Raw genomic sequence first — 23,309 nt, 5'->3', positions numbered from 1 at the left:
CACCCAGTTGGGTCGCAACTTCCAGGTCATCTACGAGCAGGCCAACGCCCACGGACAGAAGGTCCAGTCCGCCGGCAACAACATGGCCAGCACCGACAGCGCCGTCGGGTCCAGCTGGGCCTGATACCTCTTTCCGCCGGGACCGCACACCACACGGTGTGCGGTCCCGCGTTTTGCAGAGCGAATGAGCTTGTGCCGCAACCGGCACAGGATGCGATCCGGCGGGCGGGGTTCACATTTGAGAATTCTATGAACTGAGTGACAGTTCGGTATGCGTCTTGCCAGAATGTAAGAACATGACCGCAATGACCTCGGGATCCTCCGGCGCGCAGCGCCCGCGCCAAGCCATCCTGGGGCAGCTACCGAGGATCTACCGTCCCGACGGGTCACCCATCAGGGTTTTGCTGGTCGACGACGAGCCGGCGCTGACCAACCTGGTCAAGATGGCCCTGCACTATGAGGGCTGGGTCGTGGACATCGCCCACAACGGGCGCGAGGCCCTGGCCAAGTTCGACCGGGTGAGCCCCGACGTCCTCGTCCTCGACATCATGCTTCCCGACGTGGACGGGTTGCGAATCCTGGAGCGCGTCCGCCAGTCCGACGCCTACACCCCCACGCTCTTCCTCACCGCGCGCGACTCCGTGATGGACCGGGTCACCGGTCTGACCGCGGGCGCCGACGACTACATGACCAAGCCGTTCAGCCTCGAGGAACTGGTCGCCCGGCTGCGCGGCCTGCTGCGCCGCTCCGGCCAGCAGCCCACACCGAGCGCCGAGACGCTCAAAGTCGGCGACCTCAGGGTGGACAGCGCCAGCCGCGAGGTCACCCGAGACGGTGACCCGATATCGTTGTCCGCCACCGAATTCGAACTGCTGCGCTTCCTCATGCGCAACCCTCGCCGGGCGCTGACCCGCACCGAAATCCTGGACCGGGTATGGAATTACGACTTCGCCGGCCGCACCAGCATCGTGGATCTCTACATCTCGTACTTGAGGAAGAAGATCGACTCCGGGCGGGAACCGATGATTCATACCGTGCGCGGTGTGGGGTACATGCTGCGGCCGGCGGAATGAGCCCGGACCCGGACAGCACATCGCGGGGCTTTCCCCGGTGGTACCCACATTCGCTACGGCGCCAGTTGCTGTTGGGAGTGCTGGCCATCGTCAGCGTGGTGCTGGTGACGGTCGGGATCGTCTCGGTGCTGAGCCTGCGCGGCTATGTCAACGCCATGAGCGATGCCGACGTTGCCGAGTCACTGGACGCATTGGCCCATCAGTACTCCAAATACCGTCACGGCGAACATGTTTCGTTACATCCCGGCACCCCGCCGATCACCCAGGCGATGCTGGAGTTCACCGGCCAGACGCCGGGAAACCTGACCGCCGTGCTGCACAACGGCACCGTGATCGGCTCGGCGGTCTTTTCCGAGGACGAGCCGAAACCCGCGCCGGCCGACGTGATCCGCGACCTTCAATCGCACTCGTGGGGTGACGGGCCACCGCGCACCGAGATACTCGGCAGGCTAGGGCCTTACCGCATCGACAGCACCGTCGACGGGGCCGACGTCCTCGTGGTCGGGGTGTCGCAGAACCTCGCCGACCGCATCATCGCCCGCAAGCAGGTCACCACCATCGTGCTCATCGCGGCGGCATTGGTGCTCACCGCCGGGCTCACCGTGTGGGTGGTCGGCTACACGCTTCGGCCGCTGCGCCGGCTCGCGGCCGTCGCCGCCGGTGTCGCCGTCATGCCGCTCACCGGCGACGACCACCGCATCAGCGTCCGGGTGCCACCGCAGGACACCAACCCGCAGAACGAGGTCGGGATCGTCGGCCACACGTTGAACCGCCTGCTGGACAACGTCGACAGCGCGCTGGCGCACCGGGTCGACTCGGACCTGCGGATGCGCCAATTCATCACCGACGCCAGCCATGAACTGCGCACGCCGCTGGCCGCGATTCAGGGCTACGCCGAACTCACCCGCCAGGACAGCTCGGCACTGCCCCCGACCACCGAATACGCGTTGGCACGCATCGAATCCGAGGCCCGGCGGATGGCCTTGCTGGTCGACGAGTTGCTGCTGCTTTCCCGCCTGGGCGAAGGCCAAGACCTGCAGTCCGAGGACGTCGACCTGGCCGATCTGGTCAGCAACGCGGTGAATGACGCGACGGTGGCGGCCTCAACGCACCACTGGGTGAAGGAGCTGCCCGATGAGCCGGTATGGGTGCGGGGCGATCACGACCGGTTGCATCAGCTGGTCAGCAATCTGCTCCTCAATGCGCGCATGCACACCCCGCCGGGGGTGACGGTGGCGACCGGAATCTCCTGCCGCCGTGACGATCCCGAGGCGCCGTACGCGGAATTGACCGTCACCGACGACGGTCCGGGCATCGATGCGGAGCTGCTACCCGTGTTGTTCGAGCGCTTCGTGCGCGCCGACAAGTCACGATCGAACGGCTCGGGCCACGGCCTGGGTTTGGCCATCGTCAGCTCGATCGTCAAAGCCCATCATGGTTCGGTCACCGCCGAGTCAAATGAGAACAGCACCGTCATTCGAGTGCGGCTGCCGCTGATCGTTGAAACCGGCGGCGAAAAACCGTCGCGTTAGCCCGCGGGAAACGCCCCGTCGGGGGGGTGCTAAGAAACCGTAAAGGTGCACCGTGCGCGTGTTAGGAAACCGTCAATCGAACCCGCACGCCGGATGCCGCCCCGTTAATTTCGATCTGACCTTGGCCGGCAGTCACATGACGTGGTGACCCGCTGCGCTTGGCTGCGCCGTGCGTGCGACACCCATGTGCTGTGGCCGGCTCGTCGAGGTCCCTTGTGTATGTGCCTGATTGGCGCGGGACGGAGAAGTGATGGGCGTGGTGGTGTTTCTCGTGCTGACCGTGGCGGTGTTCGCCTCGCTCGGCCTGGCCCAGAAGTTGGTCGAGCGGCTATGAACTACCAAAATCTCGTTGGCTTGGTGCTTTCCATTCTCGTCGCGCTCTACCTCGGCGGCGCCCTGCTGTTCCCGGAGAGGTTCTAAGTGAACACGACAACCGCCGGGATCCTTTTCTTCGTCGTGCTCGTCGCGGCGGTGGTGATCGTGCACGTGCCCTTCGGCGACTACATGTTTCGCGTGTACACGTCGGAAAAGGACCTCTACGCCGAGCGGATGATCTACCGGCTGATCGGGGTCGACGCCCGCTCGGAACAGACGTGGGGCGCCTACGCCCGCAGCGTGTTGGCCTTCTCATCGGTCAGCATCATTTTCCTGTTCGTGTTCGAACTCGTGCAGGACAAGTTGCCGCTGCACCTGCATGACCCGAGCACGAAGATGACGGCCTCGCTGGCGTGGAACACCGCGGTCAGCTTCGTCACCAACACCAACTGGCAGGCGTACTCGGGCGAAACGACCCAAGGCCACCTGGTGCAGATGGCCGGCCTGGCGGTGCAGAACTTCGTCTCGGCCGCCGTCGGCATGGCGGTGGCCGTCGCGCTGGTGCGCGGGTTCGCCCGCAGGCGCACCGGCGAGCTGGGCAACTTCTGGGTGGACCTGGTGCGCGGAACGCTGCGCATCCTGCTTCCCATCGCCACCCTGGGCGCGATCCTGCTGGTGACCGGTGGCGCGATCCAGAACTTCCACCTGCACGACCAGATCGTCAGCACCGTCAACGGAACCGCGCAGACCATCACCGGTGGCCCGGTGGCCAGCCAGGAGGCCATCAAGGAGCTCGGCACCAACGGCGGCGGCTTCTATAACGCGAACTCCGCGCATCCGTTCGAGAACCCGACCGCCTGGACCAACTGGCTGGAAATCTTCCTGATCCTGGTGATCGGTTTCTCGCTGCCACGCACCTTCGGGCGCATGGTGGGCAGCACCAAGCAGGGCTTCGCGATCGCGGCCGTGATGGCGACGCTGTACACGACCAGCACGGCGTTCATGCTGTGGTTCCAATTGCAGCATCACGGCACGGTCCCGGCCGCGGTCGGCTCGGCGATGGAGGGCGTCGAGCAGCGCTTCGGCGTCACCGACTCCGGGGTGTTCGCGGCCGCGACGACGCTCACCTCCACCGGCGCCGTGGACTCGACCCACGACTCGCTTACCAGCCTCGGCGGCATGATCACGATGTTCAACATGCAGCTGGGCGAGGTCGCGCCCGGTGGCACCGGTTCGGGCCTGTACGGCATGCTGGTGCTGGCGGTGATCACCGTCTTCGTCGCCGGGCTGATGGTCGGACGCACTCCGGAGTACCTCGGTAAGAAGATCAATCCCCGCGAAATCAAGCTTGCCGCAGGCTATTTCCTGGTCACACCCTTGGTCGTGCTGACGGGCACCGCGATCGCGATGGCGCTGCCCGGCGAGCGGGCCGGCATGCTCAACGGCGGACCGCACGGACTCTCCGAGGTGCTCTACGCGTTCACCTCCGCGGCCAACAACAACGGGTCCGCCTTCGCCGGCCTGTCCGCCAACACCGACTGGTGGAACACCGCCCTCGGGCTGGCGATGGCCTTCGGCAGATTCCTGCCCATCGTGCTGGTGCTGGCGCTGGCCGGCTCGCTGGCCAAACAGGGCAGCACACCGGAATCCGCGGGCACCCTGCCCACCCACCGGCCGCAGTTCGTCGGAATGGTCGCCGGCGTCACGTTGATCGTCGTTGCCCTGACATTCTTGCCCATGCTCGCGCTCGGGCCTCTCGCCGAAGGAATTCACTGATGACCGCGACCGCGCTCAACCCGGCCGAGCAGACGCAACCGGCAACTCCCACAAGCAAAAAACGGGTGCAGGGCGGCCTGCTCGACCCGAAGGTGCTGTGGCGGTCGACACCGGACGCGCTGCGCAAACTCGACCCGCGCACCCTGTGGCGCAACCCGGTGATGTTCATCGTGGAGATCGGCGCCGCATGGAGCACCGTGCTGGCGGTCATCGAGCCCACGTGGTTCGCCTGGCTGACCGTGATCTGGCTGTGGCTGACGGTGTTGTTCGCCAACATCGCCGAAGCGGTGGCCGAAGGCCGCGGCAAGGCCCAGGCCGAAACGCTGCGCCGCGCCAAGACCCAAACCCTGGCCCGGCGGCTCAGGGACTGGACGCCCGGCGCGACCGCGCTCGAAGAGGCCGTCGCCGCGCCCCAGTTGCAGCAGGGCGACATCGTCGTGGTCGAGGCCGGCCAGGTGATCCCGGGCGACGGTGACGTCGTGGAAGGCATTGCCTCCGTGGATGAATCGGCCATCACGGGCGAGTCGGCCCCCGTGATCCGCGAGTCGGGCGGCGACCGTTCCGCGGTCACCGGCGGCACCACCGTGCTCAGCGACCGCATCGTCGTGCAGATCACCCAGAGGCCGGGCGAGAGCTTCATCGACCGGATGATCGCGCTCGTCGAGGGCGCCGACCGGCAGAAGACCCCGAACGAGATCGCGCTGAACATCCTGCTGGCCGCGCTGACCATCATCTTCGTCTTCGCCGTCGCGACCTTGCAGCCGTTGGCGATCTACTCCAAGGCCAACAACCCCGGTGTCCCGGATAGCCAGGCGCTCAACGCAAGCGGGGTCACCGGCATCGTGATGGTGGCGTTGCTGGTGTGCCTGATCCCGACGACCATCGGCGCGCTGCTGTCGGCCATCGGCATAGCCGGCATGGACCGCCTGGTGCAGCGCAACGTGCTCGCCATGTCCGGCCGGGCGGTGGAAGCCGCCGGCGACGTCAACACCCTGCTGCTGGACAAGACCGGCACCATCACGCTGGGCAATCGGCAGGCCGCCGCCTTCATTCCTCTCGACGGCATCTCGGCCGAAGAGCTGGCCGACGCCGCGCAGTTGTCCAGTCTCGCCGACGAAACACCCGAGGGCCGTTCGGTTGTGGTGTTCGCCAAGCGAAACTTCGGGCTGCGTGCGCGCACCCCGGGTGAGCTGTCCCAGGCCCAATGGGTGGCGTTCTCGGCCACCACCCGGATGTCGGGTGTCGACCTCGACGGTCACCTGTTGCGCAAAGGCGCCGCGAGTTCGGTCTCGGAATGGGTACGCGCGCAAGGGGGTAAGGTGCCCTACCAGCTCGGCGAGGTGGTCGACGGCATCTCCGCCGGCGGGGGCACCCCGCTGGTCGTCGGGGAAAGCCGCGGCGGCGCGGCCGACAAAACTGCGCGGGTGCTCGGCGTCATCCACCTCAAGGACGTCGTCAAGCAGGGCATGCGCGAGCGGTTCGACGAGATGCGGCGGATGGGCATCAGAACGGTGATGATCACCGGCGATAATCCCTTGACCGCCAAGGCGATTGCGGACGAAGCCGGCGTCGACGACTTCCTCGCCGAGGCCACCCCGGAGGACAAGCTCACCCTGATCAAGCGCGAACAGGAGGGCGGCAGGCTGGTCGCGATGACCGGCGACGGCACCAACGACGCGCCCGCCCTGGCTCAAGCCGACGTGGGTGTCGCGATGAACACCGGCACGTCGGCCGCCAAAGAGGCCGGCAACATGGTCGACCTGGACTCCGATCCCACCAAGCTCATCGAGATCGTGGAGATCGGCAAGCAGCTGCTGATCACCCGGGGAGCGCTGACCACCTTCTCGATCGCCAACGACATCGCGAAGTACTTCGCGATCATCCCGGCGATGTTCGTCGCGCTGTTTCCGGGGCTGGACCTGATCAACGTGATGCGGCTGCACAGCCCGGAGTCAGCGATCCTGTCCGCGGTCATCTTCAACGCGATGATCATTGTGCTGCTGATCCCGCTGTCGCTGCGCGGCGTGCGATACACGCCCAGCAGCGCGTCAAAGCTGTTGAGCCGCAACCTGTATATCTATGGTCTCGGTGGCATCGTCGCCCCGTTCATCGGAATCAAGGTGATCGATATGATCGTCCAATTCATCCCGGGGATGTCCTGACATGAGGTTCTCGAATTTCGTCCGCCTGCACTGGGCGGCCCTGCGCACACTGCTGGTGCTGACCGTGATCACCGGCCTGGCCTATCCCCTGTTCGTCTGGCTGGTTGCGCAGTTCCCCGGACTGCGAGGTCATGCCGAGGGATCGATTCTGACCGCGAACGGAAAGCCGTTGGGCAGCAGCCTGATCGGTCAGCAGTTTATCGACAAGGACGGCAACGCGCTGCCGCAGTACTTCCAGAGCCGTCCGTCGGCGGCCGGCAACGGGTATGACCCGACGTCGTCGGGCGGCAGCAACCTGGGTCCGGAGAGCATCATCGACACACCCGCCGACCCGGCACAGTTGGCCGCGGGCAAGTCCGCGGCGGACGCCGGATTCAAACCGGGCCTCTTGACGACGGTGTGCTCGCGCAGCGCCGCGGTGGCGAAGCTGGAGGGAGTCGACGGGTCGCGGCCGTTCTGCACGGGCGGCGGAGTGGGTGCGGTGCTGTCGGTGATCGGGCCGCGCGACGCGCGCGGCAACGTCGTGCACCCGACCCGGGTGGTGAGCGTCAACGAGCCGTGCGGATCGACGACGGCCCCGTTCCTCACCCTGTACGAGGGTGTGCGCGTCGAGTGCGCCAAGTACGGCGAGGACTACACGATCGGTCAGATCGTGCCGATTCGCGGCGCCGCGCCGGACGACCCCGCGGTCCCGGCCGACGCGGTGACGGCCAGCGGCAGCGGCCTGGACCCGAACATTTCACCCGCCTACGCCGAAATCCAGGTGGCGCGGGTGGCCAAGGTGCGTCACGTCAGCGCAGCTCAGATACGCGAACTGGTCGCGCAGCACACCAGCGGCCGTGAACTCGGGTTCTTCGGCGAACCGTGCGTCAATGTGCTGCAGCTAAATCTGCAACTCGACCACCGGTATCCGGTCACGAGTTAGCGCCGAGGGGGGATGATGGTTGACGTGAGCGACGCCAGTCTCCGCGACCACCATCCCAAGCGCGGGGAGCTACGCATCTACCTCGGCGCGGCCCCCGGCGTCGGCAAGACGTATTCGATGCTGGGCGAGGCGCATCGGCGGCTGGAACGCGGGACCGACCTGGTGGCGGGCGTGGTGGAAACCCATGGACGGTCGAAAACCGCTGAGCTGCTTCAGGGCATCGAGCTGATCCCGCCGCGCTACGTCGATTATCGTGGCGGCACCTTCGCCGAACTTGACGTACCCGCGGTGCTGGAGCGCCACCCGCAAGTCGTCCTCGTCGACGAACTCGCACACACCAACACGCCGGGCAGCAAGAACGCCAAGCGATGGCAAGACGTCGAGGAACTGCTCGGCGCCGGAATCACGGTGATCTCAACCGTCAACGTGCAACACCTGGAGAGCCTGAACGACGTCGTCGCGCAGATCACCGGCATCGAGCAGAAGGAGACCATACCGGACTCGGCCGTCCGGCAGGCGTCTCAGGTCGAGCTCATCGATATCACCCCGGAGGCGTTGCGTCGCAGGCTATCTCATGGAAATGTCTACGCGCCGGATCGTATCGACGCAGCGTTGTCCAACTACTTCCGCCGTGGAAACCTCACCGCACTAAGGGAATTGGCGCTGCTGTGGCTCGCCGACCAGGTCGACACCGCGCTGGCCAAGTACCGTGCGGACAACAAGATCACCGACGTGTGGGAGGCCCGCGAGCGCGTCGTCGTGGCGGTCACCGGCGGTCCCGAATCCGAGACGCTGGTGCGACGGGCATCGCGGATCGCATCGAAGGCCACCGCCGAACTCAAGGTGGTGCATGTCATCCGCGGCGACGGGCTGGCCGGCCTGTCGGCGGCGCGGATGGCCAAGATACGGGAACTCGCAAGCAGTCTGGACGCGTCGATGCACACCGTGGTCGGTGACGATGTGCCCGCGGCGTTGCTCGAGTTCGCCCGCGAAATGAACGCCACACAATTGGTGATCGGCACCTCGCGGCGGTCACGCTGGGCGCGCCTCTTCGAGGAGGGCATCGGCCCGAGAATCCTCGAGCTGTCCGGGAAGATCGACGTGCACCTGGTCACCCACGAGGAAGCCAAACGCGGCTTCCGCGCGTCATCGCTCGCGCCCCGCGAGCGCCGGGTCGCGTCGTGGCTGGCGGCCTTCCTCGTGCCGTCGCTGATCTGCGCGGTCACCGTGACGACGTTGGACCCGTATCTGGACACCGGCGGCAAAAGCGCATTGTTCTTCATCGGCGTGCTGGCGGTCGGGCTGCTGGGAGGCGTTGCGCCCGCAGCGCTTTCGGCCGTGCTGTCCGGGCTGCTGCTGAACTACTATCTGATCGCGCCTCGGCACAGTTTCACCATCGCCGAACCCAGCAACGCCATCACCGAATTGGTGCTGCTGCTCGTCGCGGTCGCCGTCGCGGTGCTCGTCGACTTCGCGGCCAAACGCACCCGGGAGGCCCGCCGGGCCTCGCAGGAGGCCGAGCTGCTGACCTTGTTCGCCGGTTCGGTGCTGTACGGCGCCGACCTGGAGACACTGCTGGAACGGGTGCGCGAGACGTACGCACAGCGCTCGGTCAGCCTGCTGCGGGAGACCGGCGAGGATGCGCGGGCCGGCGGCAAGAGGAGCGAGGTGATCGCCTGTGTCGGCAGGAACCCCTGCGCCGCCGTCGATTCCGCCGACACCGCGATCGAAGTCGGGGACGACGAGTTCTGGATGTTGCTGGCGGGCCGGAAGCTCGCCGCGCGCGACCGCCGGGTATTGGGCGCGGTGGCCCGGCAGGCCGCGGGCCTGATCAAACAGCGTGAGCTCGCCGAGGAGGCGAGCCGCGCCGAGGCGATCCTGCGGGCCGACGAGCTTCGGCGCTCGCTGCTGTCGGCGGTCAGCCACGACCTGCGCACGCCGCTGGCCGCGGCCAAGATGGCCGTCTCCAGCCTGCGCGCCGAGGACGTGGCCTTCTCCCCCGCCGACACCGCGGAATTGCTGGCCACCGTCGAGGAGTCGATCGACCAGCTGACCGCGCTGGTCGGAAACCTGCTCGACTCATCGCGTCTGGCCGCCGGGGTGATCCACCCGGAGCTGAGCCGGGTGTATCTGGAGGAAACCGTGCAGCGCGCGCTGGTCAGCGTCGGCAAGGGCGCCACGGGCTATTTCCGGTCTGCCATCGACCGGGTCAAGGTCGACGTGTCCGATGCCATGGTGATGGCGGACGCCGGCCTGCTGGAACGGGTGCTGGCCAACCTGATCGACAACGCGCTGCGCTACGCGCCGGACTGTGTGGTGCGGGTCAACGCCGGGCAAGTCGGTGATCGCGTGCTGATCAACGTGATCGACGAGGGCCCCGGGATGCCGCACGGGGCCGAGGAACAGATCTTCGAAGCGTTTCAGCGGCTCGGCGACCAGGACAACACCATCGGTGTCGGGCTGGGCATGTCGGTGGCGCGCGGCTTCGTCGAAGCGATGGGCGGGACGATTACGGCAACCGACACACCGGGCGGCGGACTCACCGTGATCGTGGATATGGCCGCGCCACAAGCGGTTGATGCGCTATGACGGGCGTCGACGGCGATGCGGAGGAGCGGCGCGCATGACCAGGGTGCTGGTGATCGACGACGAGCCGCAGATCCTGCGCGCGCTGCGCATCAACCTGACGGTGCGGGGCTATGAGGTGATCACCGCGTCGAGCGGTGCCGGCGCGTTGCGCGCGGCCGCCGAGCACAAGCCCGACGTGGTGATCCTCGACCTCGGCCTGCCGGACATTTCCGGCATCGACGTGCTGGCCGGGCTGCGCGGCTGGCTCACCGCGCCGGTGATCGTGTTGTCGGCGCGCACCGATTCCTCGGACAAGGTCGAGGCGCTGGACGCCGGCGCTGACGACTATGTGACGAAACCCTTTGGCATGGACGAGTTCTTGGCACGGCTGCGGGCGGCCGTGCGGCGCAACACCGCGACCTCCGAGATGGAGCAACCCGTGATCGAGACCAAGTCGTTCACCGTCGACCTGGCCGCCAAGAAGGTCACCAAGAACGGCAGCGAAGTGCACCTCACGCCGACCGAATGGGGGATGCTCGAAGTCCTCGTCCGCAATCGCGGCAAGCTGGTCGGCCGCGAGGAACTCCTCAAAGAGGTGTGGGGACCGGCGTACGCCACCGAAACACATTACCTGCGTGTGTATCTCGCGCAGCTGCGCCGCAAACTGGAAAACGACCCGTCGCATCCCAAACATCTGCTGACGGAGTCGGGCATGGGGTATCGCTTCGAGGCGTGAGAACAGTGCCACGCGGTGCCGCCGCCGTCCCACCGTCCCGCCGCCGTCCCGCCGCCGTCCCGCCGTCCACTTTGGTCACACCCGCCACTTTGACCTCCGCCCGAAGACATAAGTCAATTGCCCGCCTCATAGCGACATTTGGCCGCGTCCCGCAACGCCAGCACACGCTGGTGGATCCGGTGCTCGGTGCCGCGCGGCATGTACCCGGGCCCGTACCTGCCCCGCCCGAGGCGATACACCCTGCCGCGTTCGACTTCCCATCGCAGCGCATCCGAGATGGACTTCGATGGCCTGCCGCGCACCCGAAAGCCATGCCATTGCAGCGCTTCGATCAATTCGGCGATGGTCGCCGGCCCGTGCACCGCCAGCTGCATCGCAAGCACGTAGCGCAGTTCGATTCCGCGAAGGTTCATTCGGCGACGGTCGCACGCGGGTACGACACAAACGCACGTTGTCGCTATGAGGCGGGCACAACATGTGCATCCTTTTCCAGAGGCCAAAGTGGCTGATGTGACCTAAGGGGTGATGGACAACACGATGCCGTCCAGGATGTCGTGCTCACTGACCGTCAGCTCATCGATGCCCGCACGGGCCCGCAGTTCGCGCGCCAACTCCTCGACCACGATCGCTCCCCCGCCGATCACGTCGGCCCGGCCCTCGTGCATCGGCGGCAGCGCGGCGCGCTCGGCCCGCGTCATACCGATCAGTCGTTCGCACACCGCCAGCAGGTCATCACCGCGCACGCGCGAAAGATGAATGGCCGCAGCGTCATACGTCGTCAACCCATGAGCCAGCGCGGACAGCGTCGTCATGGTTCCGGCCAGCCCCACCCAAGTCTTCACACCCTCCACGGGCACCACACCCAGCGCGACGTCGAGCCGTTCACGCACCACCCGGCGCGCGGCCGTGACCTCCTCGGGCGTCGGCGGGTCGGAATGCAGGCAGCGTTCGGTCAGCCGCACGCAGCCGATGTCCGCCGAATAGCTGGCCCTCACCGCGTCCGCGCCGTCACCGGCGCCGGTCACGATCTCGGTGGAGCCGCCGCCCAGGTCGACGACGACGAAAGGTCCCGCGGCACTGTCCAACTCGCCGACCGCCCCACGAAACGAGAGTTCGGCCTCCTGGGCGCCGCTGATCACCTCCGCCATCGCCCCGGGCAGCACCGCACCCAGCACGTCGGCCGTCATCGTGAAGAAGGCGTCACGGTTGGCGACATCGCGGGCGGCGGACGTGGCCACCATCCGCACCCCCCGCGCGCCGTGCTCGGCGATCAGGGCCGCGTAATCGGTGAGCGCCGCGCGGGTCCGGTCGATCGCATCCGCCGCGAACTCTCCGGTCGCGTCGACACCCTGACCCAGCCGCACGATCCGCGTCTCCCGGTGCACATCGCGCAGGCGGCCACCGTCGACATCGGCGATCAACAACCGAATCGAGTTGGTACCGCAGTCGATTCCCGCGAACCTGTCGTTCACCATTGTCCGGCCACCAAAATGCCCTCCATCGCAGCAGAATCGGCCAGGACAGCCAGCGCCTCGTCGCCGAACGGGTTCACGCCAGGACCCTTGGCCAACGAATGGGCGATCAGCACGTGCAGACATTTCACCCGGTCGGGCATCCCCCCACCGGAAAACGTGGTCCCCAGCGATTCGATCGCGTCTCGGTCGGCCAAATAGGACTCGTGGGCACGCCGGTACGCCGCCGCCAACTCCACGTCCCGCCCCAGCCGCTCGGTCATCTCGCGCATCAGCCCCGTGGTCTCCAGCCTGCTGGCGGCGGCCGTCAGCACCGGATGGGTCAGGTAGTACAACGTCGGAAACGGCGTGCCATCAGGCAGTTTCGGCGCCGTCTTCACCACGCCGGGTTCACCATTGGGACAACGGTAGGCGATCTCGAGTACCCCGCGCGGCTCGCGCCCGAGTTGGCACGCCACCGCCTCCAGGTCGGCACGATCAACCACCGGGACCCGCGGGACTCGGCGCGGGCTCCGGACCGGGCGATCCCGGCTCGACCGGAGGTGGTTGGGGCGCAGGCGAATTGGCCGGCGGCAGATGCGGGGCATCGGCGATGGTGTGCCACAGCGAGGTGTACCAAGGGTCCCCGTTGGCCGGTTTCGCCGACGGGGACCCCGGCTCCGTGGGCTCGGCCGCCGACGGCGGAAGCTGCACCTGGAAAGGGATGTCTCCGGGCTTGACGAACCCGAGCCGCTCGCGAGCCTGCGCGGCAATGTAGGCCGGGTCAGCGAGTTTGGCCTTCTGCTGCTCTAGGTCGGCGACCTGACCGCGCAGGGCCGCCTCGCTGGCCGCCAGTTGGTTCATCTCGGTGCGCTGCGCAAAGTAGGTGCGCACCGGCCCGGCGATGGTCAAGGTCAGCACGCAGACCACCGCGGCCAGCACCGCCGCACGCCGTGCCGTGAAGCCCAGCCGTTGCTCCGAGCGCTGCTCGAGGGATTCGGCGGCCTGGCGCGTTATGGGCTCGACGACATGCTCTTGCTGTGACCGCGCGCCGGCCCGGCCGGCCTGGCTCGCCGTGGGCGAGGTCCGCGCTGACGGCTTGGAGGACGGCTTGGCGGTGCGACGGCCACGGCCCGACTCGCCGGCCTTCCCCGGGCGTGAGGCCGGGGAGCGCCGTTTCGGGTCGGGCCGTTTCGCGTCAGCCATGCCAGCCGTTGCACGTCAAGCTATTTCGCCTCCACGGCATACCGCGGGAAGGCCAGGTCGCCGGCGTAGCGGGCGGCGTCGCCGAGCGCCTCCTCGATCCGCAGCAGCTGGTTGTATTTGGCGACACGTTCGCTGCGGGCCGGCGCGCCGGTCTTGATCTGCCCGCTGCCGACGGCCACCGCCAGGTCGGCGATCGTGGTGTCCTCGGTCTCTCCGCTGCGGTGGCTCAACATCGTGCGATAGCCGCTGTGGTGGGCCAGTGCGACGGCGTCCAGCGTCTCGGTCAGCGTGCCGATCTGATTGACCTTGACCAGCAACGCGTTCGCCACGCCCTTGTCGATTCCCTCTTCCAGGCGGTCGGGATTGGTAACGAAGATGTCGTCGCCAACGATCTGCACCCGGTCACCGATCGACGCGGTCAGGGTCACCCAGCCGTCCCAATCGTCTTCTGACAGCGGGTCTTCGATGGACACCAGCGGGTATGACCCGAGCAAACCGGCGTAGAACTCCGCCATCTGCTCGGCGGAGCGGGTGGAGCCCTCGAACCGGTAACCGGTGCCGTCGGTGTGGAACTCGGTGGCCGCCGCGTCGAGGGCCAGCGCCACGTCGGCGCCGGGCTTGAAACCGACCGACTCGATGGCCCGGCTGATCAGGTCCAGGGCCGCGGTGGTGCCTGCGACGTCGGGCGCGAAACCGCCCTCGTCGCCCAGGCCCGTGCTCAGGCCCTCTTTCTTCAGCACCGACTTCAGCGCGTGATACACCTCGGCGCCCCAGCGCAGCGCCTCGGCGAAGCTGGGCGCACCGATCGGCGCGACCATGAACTCCTGGATGTCGACGGCGGTGTCGGCGTGAGCGCCACCGTTGAGGATGTTCATCATCGGCACCGGCAGGATGTGCGCGTTCGGGCCGCCGAGGTAACGGAAGAGCGGCAGCTCGGCGGAATCCGCGGCGGCCTTGGCCACGGCCAGCGACACACCCAGGATCGCGTTGCCGCCCAGCCTCGACTTGTCGGGCGTGCCATCCAGATCCAGCAGCGCCTGGTCCACCAGCCGTTGGTCGTCGGCGTTCAGGCCGATCACTGCCGGACCAATCTCGTCCAGCACCGCCTGCACCGCTTTGCGCACGCCCTTGCCGCCGTAACGCTCGCCGCCGTCGCGCAGTTCGACGGCCTCGTGCTCGCCCGTCGACGCGCCGGACGGCACCGCGGCGCGGGCGAAGGTTCCGTCGATCAGGGCTATCTCGACCTCGACTGTCGGGTTACCGCGGGAATCGAGGATCTCGCGGGCCCCGACCTGCTCGATAATCGGCACTGAGTTCTCCTTGCCTAGACTTGCCCGGGCGCCGGCGCGGGCATTCGCCGGTCAGCGATACATCCTGCTACAGCGGGTGACCTTTTGCGTAGGCGGTCGCCCAATCGCGGACCGCCCGGGCGTAGACACCGGAGTTGTTGTAGGCGCGCAGCGCGGTGATCCAGCCGCGGGGAGTCCCGAGATCCTTTCCGCGCCAGCAAAGATAGCCGGCCGCCGCGAGCGCGGCGTCGTCGATGTTGTCCGGGCTTACCCGCCCATCGTTGTGAGCGTCGACGCCATAAAGCCGCCACGTCTCCGGGATGAACTGCATCGGACCCATGGCGCGCGTCACGCCGTCCGCGTCGGTTACGGCTTCCTCGGAGTCGACAATGCGCAGCGTGCCGCCGCTGCCGTCGAGGCGCACCCCCCGAATCGGGGGGCTCACATCGCCGTTGGGGGCCAGCCGCGCGCCGCGGTACGTGCCGTGGTGGCTCTCGACCTGCCCGATGCCGGCCAAGGTGGTCCACGCGATGTGGCACTTCGGGTTCTCGACCTCGGCGACGCGGGCCGCATAGGCGTAGGCCTCGAGCGCGATCACCGGGATCTCCAGCCCCGCCGCCCGCTGCGCCGCCCACTCCCGCAACTGATCCGCGGGCCGGCCGCTGGCGTGGGTGTCCACCGCGGGCACCGGATCGCCGGCCGGTGGCGGGACGCCGTCGGGAATGAACAGGCTGAGCTGCCAGGTACAGCTGGAGGCCAGAACTATCGCGGTCGCGCCGATCACGGCGGCCGCGCGCATCCAACGCCTCGGCGACACCATGCTTTCCTGAGCTCCCCTAGACTCGCCTGCATCAACTTCCGCCCCACCATCGTCCCATGCGTTCGGGAACTACCCGGTCGCGTCGGGCTTCCGCGCGCCCTCGCGTGAAGGTTTCAGCTAATCCGATCCACCGTTTAACGGGTAACGATGGCGCATTCGGCAAAGATTTCTGCATCGCCGGACACCATATTGCCGAAAGTGTGAAATAGGACGCGGGCCGGGCATTGCCGGCCCGTCAGTCGTCGCCGGCGGTGGCGTTGTCGGCCATGGAGTGGGCTGTGGAGTCCTCCTTGGAGCCGGCCTTGGAGCCGGCCTTGGAGCCGGCCTTGGAGCCGGCCGCGCCGGCCGGCCAGTGCTCGCGCCACTCCTCCCCGTCGATCTCGCCGAGCGGGGCCACGTCGAACTCTTCGGGAATGCCGGTGCCGCGGCGGGCGGCCGAGATCGCCCGCTCGACTCCGCGGACCGTCTCCACGAACTCCAGAACGGCGGCGCGCAGGGCACTTTCGGCATCGACCTCGGCCGACACCGAGACCGAGGTGATCTCCTCGGGGATCAGGTCGTCAGGCAGGCCCGCCTTGCGGGCACGCGCAACGACCTTCTGCGCCAGCGCCAATGCGGGCTGCCCGGTGTGCACCTCGTCCATCACCGACTTTCGCGGCTTCTCGGCCGCCTTGCGCTCCTCCCATTGAGCCAACTGTTCTTCGAGCGAAATAGATTGCCCGGCAAGAACTCCCGGCACCCGATTGCCCAGTTTGCGCATCAGGGTGGCGGCGACGTCGTCGATGGTGAAGGGGAACTGCGACGCATCCTCGGCGATGCGGCTGTGGAACAGCACCTGCAGCAGCACGTCGCCGAGCTCTTCGCGCAACTGGTCGGTGCTGCCGCTGCCGATCGCGTCCAACAATTCGTAGGTCTCCTCCAGCAGGAACCTGCGCAGCGAGTCGTGGGTCTGCTCGCTTTCCCACGGCCCGGCGCTGCGCAGTTTGTCCATCATCGCCACGGCATCGACCAGCCGTTCGCCGCGCGGTGTCTCGGGCGCCGCGATCAGCCGGGCGCCGGCCGCCAACCGGGCGACAACGGCGGGGTGGTCGGGGTCCGACGACAGCAGCACCGGGGCGTCCTCACCGGAGTGCACCGGCCGCGCCGCGGGCAACGACCACGGCACCGCGACGGGCATCTCCTCGGTGTACTGCACCTCACCGCCGAGGTGCGCGATGGCTTCGATCGGCACCAGCGAAGGCCGGCGGGGGTCGAACAAGACGACGATCATCCGCGCCGCTCCTTCTCATCGCTTCGCTGTGCATCGTCGCCGGCGCGGATCATCGCGCCCGTCGCTCCTCAGTCGCCATCGATGCAGGGAGTTCACCCGTTATACCAACATCGATCTGGGGTTTGCCCTGCAGTGCGGTCACCAGGTTGGCCACCATCTGCACCAGCTCGACGTCGCGCAGTCGCGGCGCGCCCAGCCCGCCTGCGCGCGGGATGGGGACCTGCACCGTCGACGTCGTCGCGCGGTAGCTCGCGGCCGGATACATCCGCTTGAGCCGCACCTGCGCCGAGTCCGGCAACGCCATCGGCGAGACCCGCACCGTCGCCGCCGACGCCGCCGAGACCTCGGTGATGCCGGCCTCGCGGCACAGCAGCCGCAGCCTCGCCACCGCCACCAGCCGACGCGCCGGCTCGGGCAGCGCCCCATACCGGTCGACGAGCTCCTCGACGACCGCGTCGATCTCGCCGTCGGAGGCCGCGGCGGCAAGCCGCCGGTACCCCTCCAGGCGCAGGCGGTCACTGGCGATGTAGTCGGGCGGCAGGTGCGCGTCGACCGGCAGGTCGATGCGCACATCCTTGGGCTCGTCGGCGGTCGTGACGGTCTGGCCGTCGGCGGCCGCCCGATAGGCTTCCACGGCCTCGCCCACCAATCGGACATACAGATCGAAACCCACGCCGGCGACGTGCCCGGACTGCTCGACTCCCAACACGTTGCCGGCGCCGCGGATCTCGAGGTCCTTCATCGCGACGGCCATGCCCGCACCCAGCTCGTTGTTCTGCGCGATGGTGGCCAGCCGGTCGTACGCCGTCTCGGTCAGCGGCGAGTGCGGCGGATACAGGAAGTAGGCGTAGCCGCGTTCGCGGCTACGCCCCACCCGGCCGCGCAGCTGGTGCAGCTGCGAAAGGCCGAAGGTGTCGGCGCGCTCGACGATCAGCGTGTTGGCATTGGAGATGTCCAGCCCGGTCTCCACGATCGTGGTGCACACCAGGATGTCGTACTCCCTGTTCCAGAAGCCCTGCACCGTGCGTTCCAGCCGTTCCTCGGGCATCTGCCCGTGCGCGACGACCACCCGCGCCTCGGGCACCAGCTCGCGGACCCGGGCCGCGGCCCGGTCGATCGAACTGACCCGGTTGTGCACGTAGAAGACCTGCCCGTCGCGCAGCAGCTCGCGCCTCAACGCGGCGGCGACCTGTTTGTCGTCGTGCGGGCCGACATACGTCAGCACGGGATAGCGCTCTTCGGGAGGCGTCAGGATCGTCGACATCTCGCGGATGCCGGCCAGGCTCATCTCCAGGGTCCGCGGAATGGGGGTCGCGCTCATGGTCAGCACGTCGACATGGGTACGCAGCGACTTGATGTGCTCCTTGTGCTCGACGCCGAACCGCTGCTCCTCGTCGACCACGACCAGGCCCAGGTCCTTCCAGCGCACCCCGGTCTGCAGCAACCGGTGCGTGCCGATCACCACGTCCACCGTTCCGGCGGCCAGGCCCTCGATGACGGCCTTGGACTCGGCCGGATCGGTGAACCGGGACAGGCCCTTGACGGTCACCGGAAAGTCGGTCATCCGGTCGGAGAAGGTCTGCAGATGCTGGTCGGCCAGCAGCGTGGTGGGCACGAGCACCGCTACCTGCTTGCCGTCCTGGACCGCCTTGAACGCCGCCCGCACCGCGATCTCGGTCTTGCCGTAACCGACGTCGCCGCAGATCACGCGGTCCATCGGGATCGGCTTCTCCATGTCCGACTTGACCTCGGTGATCGCGGTGAGCTGGTCGACGGTTTCGGTGTAGCCGAACGCATCCTCCATCTCGGCCTGCCACGGGGTGTCCGGGCCGAACGCGTGCCCGGGGCTGGCCTGCCGCTTGGCGTACAGCGACACCAGCTCGCCTGCGATCTCGCGCACGGCCCGGCGGGCCTTGGTCTTGGTGTTGGCCCAGTCGCTGCCGCCCAGCTTGCTGAGCGCGGGCGCCTGCCCGCCGACATAGCGGGACAGCTGGTCCAGCGAATCCATCGGCACATACAGCTTGTCGGACCCGCCACCGCGCTTGCTCGAGGCGTATTCGAGCACCAGGTACTCGCGCCGCGCGCCGCCGACGGTGCGCTCGACCATCTCCACGAATCGCCCGATGCCGTGCTGGTCGTGCACCACCAGGTCGCCCGCGGTCAGCGCCAGGGGGTCGACGGTGTTGCGCCGCTTGGCCGCGAGCCGCTTGCCCTCGACGGCCGTCACCCGGCTGCCGGTCAGGTCCGTCTCGGTGATCACCACCAAGGTGGCGCCCGGGATGATCACGCCGCCGTGCAGCGGCCCCTTGAGCACGCCGACCACGCCGGCCTTGGGCGCCGCGCCGGATTCCAGCATGGCGGCCGGGGTGTCGCAGTCGGCCAGGCGCTCCACCACGCGGTGGGCCGTCCCGGCCCCGGGGGCAACGATTGCGGCGTGCCCGCCCGTGGCCACGTGGGCACGCAGCATCGCGAAAATGCCGTCGATGTCGTGCTGGTGCCCGCGCGCCGACGGTGCCGAGCGGATCTCGAGCTCGACGGCCGACTCGTCGGACAGCTGGCTCAGCGTCCACCACGGATGGCCACCGCGGGCCGCCGCGGCCCGCACGTCGTCGAGTTCGGCGAACCCCGACCCGCCGAACTGGGTCACGTCGACCGGCGCGTCGGTGCCGAGCGCGGCCACCGACCACGACGCCTCCAGGAATTCGCTGCCCGTCTTGATCAGGTCGGCCGCCCGGGTGCGGATCTTCTCCGGATCGCAGAGCAAGACCGGTGTGCCAGGGGCCAATTGGTCCGCCAGCAGCACCTGCGCGCCCGGGCGCAATACCGGCAGCAGCGCCTCCATGCCGTCGACAGCGATGCCCTCGGCGATCTTGGCCAGCATGTCCGTCACGCTGCCGGTGATGGCGGGTTCCCCGGCGGAGTGCCGCGCGGAGAGCTCGGCGGCCCGCTCCCGCACCTCGTCGGTGACCAGCAGCTCGCGGCAGGCCACCGCGATCAGGGTGTCGACCGTGATCTCGGGGATCGATCGCTGGTCGGCGACCGAGAACATCCGCATCTCGCTGACCTCGTCGCCCCAGAACTCGACGCGCACCGGGTGCTCGGCGGTGGGCGGGAAGACGTCGAGGATGCCGCCGCGCACGGCGAATTCGCCGCGACGGCCGACCATGTCAACCCGGGTATAGGCGAGCTCGGCGAGCCGGGCGATCACGCTCTCGAACTCGATCTCCGCACCGACGCTCAATGTGACCGGCTCCACCAGCCCCAACTGCGGCGTCATCGGCTGCAGCAGCGAACGCACGGCGGTCACCACCACCCGCAACGGCGGGCCCAGCCGCGCGTCGTCGGGATGGGCCAGCCGGCGCAGCACGGTCAAACGGGCGCCGACGGTGTCGACGCCGGGCGAAAGCCGTTCGTGCGGCAGCGTTTCCCACGACGGGAACACCGCGACGGCATCGCCGAACACACCGCGCAGCTCGGCGGTCAGGTCGTCGGCTTCACGCCCGGTCGCGGTGACTACCAGCAGAGGGCCCGACCGCGCCAGCGCGACGGCGACGAACAGCCGTGCGCCGGCCGGACCCACCAGGCTCAATTCGGCCGGCGAGGCGGCCGCGGTGTCGATCAGCTGCTGGAAGGTCGGCGCGGTGAGCGCCAATTCAACGAGCCCCGCGATCGGGGTTTCTGGGCGAGCAGCCCCCGGTGCGGTCATGATGCACCCCATTCTAGGGGTGGCTCCGGACGCACCGAACCACGTCAATATTGAGCTCGCCGCCGTCAAATGATCGTAAGGAAACCACCACCCGGCCGCCCGCGGGCGCACGTTGAACCCATGACATTGCTGGACATCTTGCCGTCGCTCGGCCAGGCGGTCCCCCCGCGTTTCGATCCCGCGATCTGGCCCATTACCACCCATCCCGACGACGAGGGCAGGCTGTGCGTCGGCGGTGTACCGCTGGCCGATATCGCCGACGAGTTCCACACCCCGGCCTACGTCATCGACGAAACCGACTTCCGGCAACGCGCCCGCCGCTACCGCCGCACGCTACGTGGCGCCGGAAACACAGTGGTGGTCTACGCCGGGAAGTCGCTGCTGAGCACCGCGGTGGCCCGCTGGGCCCGCGAAGAGGGCCTCGGCCTCGACGTCTGCTCCAGCGGTGAGCTTGCCATCGCCCTGGCCGGCGGAGTCGACCCGGCACGGATCGTCATGCACGGCAACGCAAAATCGCCGGAGGAGCTGCGCGAAGCGGTGCGCGCCGGGGTAGGACGCATCGTGCTGGACTCCAGCATGGAAATCGCCTACCTCGCCGGTTTGGCGCAACGCCGCCAACGCGTGCTCCTCCGGGTGACCCCCGACATCGACATCCACGGACACCGGGCCGTCACCACCGGAATCAGCGACCAGAAATTCGGATTCACGCTGCACGGCGACCGCGCCGACGTCGCGGCCCAGCGCGTGCTGGCGCACCCGATCCTCGACCTGGTCGGCCTGCACTGCCACATCGGCTCGCAGGTATGGAACCCCGCCCTGTACGGCGAGGCGATCCACCGGATGATCACCGCGATGGCCGATATCCGGACCAGGCACGGCGTCATCCTCACCGAGCTGAACATCGGCGGCGGGCACGCCATCCCCTATGTGGCCGGCGATCGCGAACTCAACCTCGAGCAGCTGGCCGACGTCATCGAGAACGCGCTCGACGAAGCCTGCGCCGCCGAGCATTTCCCGCGGCCGCAGATCGTGGTGGAACCGGGCCGGGCCATCAGCGGCCGGGCCGGCGTGACGCTGTACCGGGTGTGTTCGATCAAGACCCAGCCCGGCGGACGCACCTTCGTCGCGGTCGACGGCGGCATGAGCGACAACCCGCGGGTGTCGCTGTACGGCGCGCAGTACACAGTCGCGCTGGCGAACCGGCATTCGCTGGGACTCAAGCAGCGGGTCACGGTCGTCGGCCGACACTGCGAGGCGGGCGACGAGATCATCCGCGACATCGAACTCCCCGCGGACCTGCACCCCGGCGACCTGCTGGCCGTGGCCTGCACCGGCGCCTACCACCACAGCATGGCGTCGAACTACAACATGGTCGGCCGCCCCGCGCTGGTGGCGGTCAAGGACGGGCGGGCCCGCGAACTGGTTCGCCGGGAAACCGTTGCCGACCTGCTGGCCCGCGACTGCGGGTAACCCTTACGCTCGCGAAGCGGGCTACTCGTCCTGCAGCCGCGGGTCGGCCTCCAGGTGGGTCAGCCCGTTCCACATCAGGTTGACCAGATGCGCGGCCACCACTTCCTTCTTGGGCTCCCGAGTGTCCAGCCACCACTGCGCCGTCATCGACACCGAGCCGACGAGCGCCTGGGCATACAGCGGCGCCAGCCCGGGATCCAGGCCGCGACGGGAGAAGTCGCCGGCCAGAATGGAGCTGACCTGGTTGACGGCGTCGTTGAGCAGGCTGGAATAGGTGCCCGAGCTGATCGCGGCCGGCGAGTCGCGGATCATGATCCGGAAGCCGTCGGTGCGCTGTTCGACGTAGGTGAGCAGCGCCAGCGCGACCCGCTCGACGCGCACCCGGGACCGGTTGTTGGTCAGCGACGAGGTGATGCCGTCCAGCAGCGCCGACATCTCGCGGTCGACGACGACGGCGTACAGGCCTTCCTTCCCGCCGAAATGCTCGTAGACGACCGGTTTGGAGACGTTGGCGCGCAGCGCGATCTCCTCGATCGAGGTGCCTTCGTACCCGCGTTCGGCGAACAGCGTGCGCGCGATGCCGACGAGCTGTTGGCGGCGCTCGGTGCCCGTCATCCGCGCCCGCGGCGCCCGCGCCTCTTTGTCCGGTTCCTTTTGCGCTTGGGAGTCCAGCACGGCCACGTCAATCAGCGTATCGGTCGTCGGGCCGCGAGCGGTCAGACTAAAGTCTTCTTGGCGCGGTCGGGTTCAGCCCGCCGCCCGCCAATCGGTTCGCGATCCGTCGTGGTGTAATCGGCAGCACCTCTGATTTTGGTTCAGATAGTTCAGGTTCGAGTCCTGGCGACGGAGCTTCCCGGCGCGGCAGTTTCGCTGCTTAGGGCCCACGTTCGGCGAACTGGTCGAAGCGGCCCGCCCGATATCCGATCGGTTTTTGCCTCACCGCAGCTGAGGTGACACGCTTGACGACGTGTCGGCGTTCCCGCGCACAGCCCGCGCGGAAGCAAACCCAA

19 protein-coding genes, 1 tRNA gene and 1 pseudogene are annotated in these 23,309 nt (G+C 68.1%); 12 read left to right on the top strand and 9 right to left on the bottom strand.

Features of this window, described 5'->3' with window-relative positions; genetic code table 11:
- The 10 genes and pseudogenes from OQ789_RS19270 to OQ789_RS19225 all read left to right on the top strand — a co-directional run.
- Positions 1-124 (top strand): annotated as a pseudogene (locus OQ789_RS19270) (type VII secretion protein EsxI); the annotation flags it as partial.
- A 172-nt stretch (positions 125-296) separates the two neighbouring features.
- The gene (locus tag OQ789_RS19265; protein ID WP_324687694.1) at positions 297-1,073 is read left to right on the top strand and encodes a response regulator transcription factor; all 777 of its coding nucleotides are present in this window, start codon (positions 297-299) and stop codon (positions 1,071-1,073) included.
- Positions 1,070-2,605, top strand: a complete 1,536-nt coding sequence (locus tag OQ789_RS19260) for a HAMP domain-containing sensor histidine kinase (RefSeq protein WP_324687693.1) — start codon at positions 1,070-1,072, stop codon at positions 2,603-2,605. Before OQ789_RS19265 ends, OQ789_RS19260 begins: the two co-directional genes overlap by 4 nt.
- A 229-nt stretch (positions 2,606-2,834) precedes the next feature.
- On the top strand, positions 2,835-2,939 hold the full coding sequence (locus tag OQ789_RS19255) for a potassium ABC transporter ATPase (protein ID WP_324687692.1): 105 nt from the start codon (positions 2,835-2,837) through the stop codon (positions 2,937-2,939).
- Positions 2,936-3,025 carry a potassium-transporting ATPase subunit F gene (locus OQ789_RS19250; protein ID WP_324687691.1) on the top strand — a complete coding sequence of 30 codons (90 nt, stop codon included), beginning with the start codon at positions 2,936-2,938 and terminating at the stop codon, positions 3,023-3,025. The genes OQ789_RS19255 and OQ789_RS19250 overlap by 4 nt, the downstream gene beginning before the upstream one ends.
- Entirely contained in the window at positions 3,026-4,696 is a 1,671-nt protein-coding gene (gene kdpA, locus OQ789_RS19245) for a potassium-transporting ATPase subunit KdpA (RefSeq protein WP_324687690.1), read from the top strand.
- Positions 4,696-6,858, top strand: coding sequence for a potassium-transporting ATPase subunit KdpB (kdpB, locus tag OQ789_RS19240; protein ID WP_324687689.1), 2,163 nt, complete (start codon positions 4,696-4,698; stop codon positions 6,856-6,858). Before kdpA ends, kdpB begins: the two co-directional genes overlap by 1 nt.
- 1 nt (position 6,859) lies before the next feature.
- Entirely contained in the window at positions 6,860-7,783 is a 924-nt protein-coding gene (locus OQ789_RS19235) for a potassium-transporting ATPase subunit C (protein ID WP_324687687.1), read from the top strand.
- A gap of 12 nt (positions 7,784-7,795) precedes the next feature.
- On the top strand, positions 7,796-10,372 hold the full coding sequence (locus OQ789_RS19230) for a sensor histidine kinase KdpD (protein WP_324687686.1): 2,577 nt from the start codon (positions 7,796-7,798) through the stop codon (positions 10,370-10,372).
- Between the two features lie 34 nt (positions 10,373-10,406).
- Positions 10,407-11,087: a response regulator gene (locus OQ789_RS19225; protein WP_324687684.1), complete on the top strand. Its 681-nt coding sequence runs from the start codon at positions 10,407-10,409 to the stop codon at positions 11,085-11,087.
- Positions 11,088-11,200: 113 nt separating this feature from the next.
- On the opposite strand, the gene OQ789_RS19220 is transcribed toward OQ789_RS19225, so the two are convergent.
- From OQ789_RS19220 to mfd, 8 genes are all read right to left on the bottom strand, one after another.
- Positions 11,201-11,500 carry a hypothetical protein gene (locus OQ789_RS19220; protein WP_324687683.1) on the bottom strand — a complete coding sequence of 100 codons (300 nt, stop codon included), beginning with the start codon at positions 11,498-11,500 and terminating at the stop codon, positions 11,201-11,203.
- 102 nt (positions 11,501-11,602) lie between these two features.
- Positions 11,603-12,562: a Ppx/GppA phosphatase family protein gene (locus OQ789_RS19215; protein ID WP_324687682.1), complete on the bottom strand. Its 960-nt coding sequence runs from the start codon at positions 12,560-12,562 to the stop codon at positions 11,603-11,605.
- Positions 12,556-13,044, bottom strand: a complete 489-nt coding sequence (locus tag OQ789_RS19210) for a DUF501 domain-containing protein (RefSeq protein WP_324687681.1) — start codon at positions 13,042-13,044, stop codon at positions 12,556-12,558. The genes OQ789_RS19215 and OQ789_RS19210 overlap by 7 nt, the downstream gene beginning before the upstream one ends.
- A complete protein-coding gene (locus OQ789_RS19205; RefSeq protein WP_324687680.1) occupies positions 13,037-13,744 on the bottom strand; it encodes a septum formation initiator family protein in 708 nt (235 codons plus the stop codon). Before OQ789_RS19205 ends, OQ789_RS19210 begins: the two co-directional genes overlap by 8 nt.
- Positions 13,745-13,764: 20 nt before the next feature.
- Positions 13,765-15,054, bottom strand: coding sequence for a phosphopyruvate hydratase (eno, locus tag OQ789_RS19200; RefSeq protein ID WP_324687678.1), 1,290 nt, complete (start codon positions 15,052-15,054; stop codon positions 13,765-13,767).
- A gap of 67 nt (positions 15,055-15,121) precedes the next feature.
- Positions 15,122-15,850: a lytic transglycosylase domain-containing protein gene (locus tag OQ789_RS19195; RefSeq protein ID WP_324687701.1), complete on the bottom strand. Its 729-nt coding sequence runs from the start codon at positions 15,848-15,850 to the stop codon at positions 15,122-15,124.
- Positions 15,851-16,088: 238 nt separating this feature from the next.
- Positions 16,089-17,123 (bottom strand): nucleoside triphosphate pyrophosphohydrolase, encoded by a 1,035-nt coding sequence (locus OQ789_RS19190; RefSeq protein ID WP_324687677.1) that lies wholly within the window; start codon positions 17,121-17,123, stop codon positions 16,089-16,091.
- 49 nt (positions 17,124-17,172) lie between these two features.
- Positions 17,173-20,829 (bottom strand): transcription-repair coupling factor, encoded by a 3,657-nt coding sequence (gene mfd / locus OQ789_RS19185; protein WP_324687676.1) that lies wholly within the window; start codon positions 20,827-20,829, stop codon positions 17,173-17,175.
- 120 nt (positions 20,830-20,949) lie between these two features.
- On the opposite strand from mfd, the gene lysA reads away from it, so the two are divergent.
- A complete protein-coding gene (gene lysA / locus OQ789_RS19180) occupies positions 20,950-22,299 on the top strand; it encodes a diaminopimelate decarboxylase (protein WP_324687675.1) in 1,350 nt (449 codons plus the stop codon).
- Positions 22,300-22,320: 21 nt separating this feature from the next.
- Here the strand turns inward: lysA and OQ789_RS19175 are convergent, their stop codons facing one another.
- The gene (locus OQ789_RS19175) at positions 22,321-22,914 is read right to left on the bottom strand and encodes a TetR/AcrR family transcriptional regulator (RefSeq protein WP_156656103.1); all 594 of its coding nucleotides are present in this window, start codon (positions 22,912-22,914) and stop codon (positions 22,321-22,323) included.
- A gap of 162 nt (positions 22,915-23,076) precedes the next feature.
- Here OQ789_RS19175 and OQ789_RS19170 point away from each other — a divergent pair.
- A tRNA-Gln gene (locus OQ789_RS19170) sits at positions 23,077-23,148 on the top strand.
- Positions 23,149-23,309: the final 161 nt, after the last annotated feature.

This window comes from Mycobacterium sp. 94-17, assembly GCF_035617725.1.
Taxonomy (GTDB): Bacteria; Actinomycetota; Actinomycetes; order Mycobacteriales; family Mycobacteriaceae; genus Mycobacterium.
Note: the sequence above shows the minus strand (reverse complement) of the source record. Positions and strands in the feature narration are given on the sequence as shown.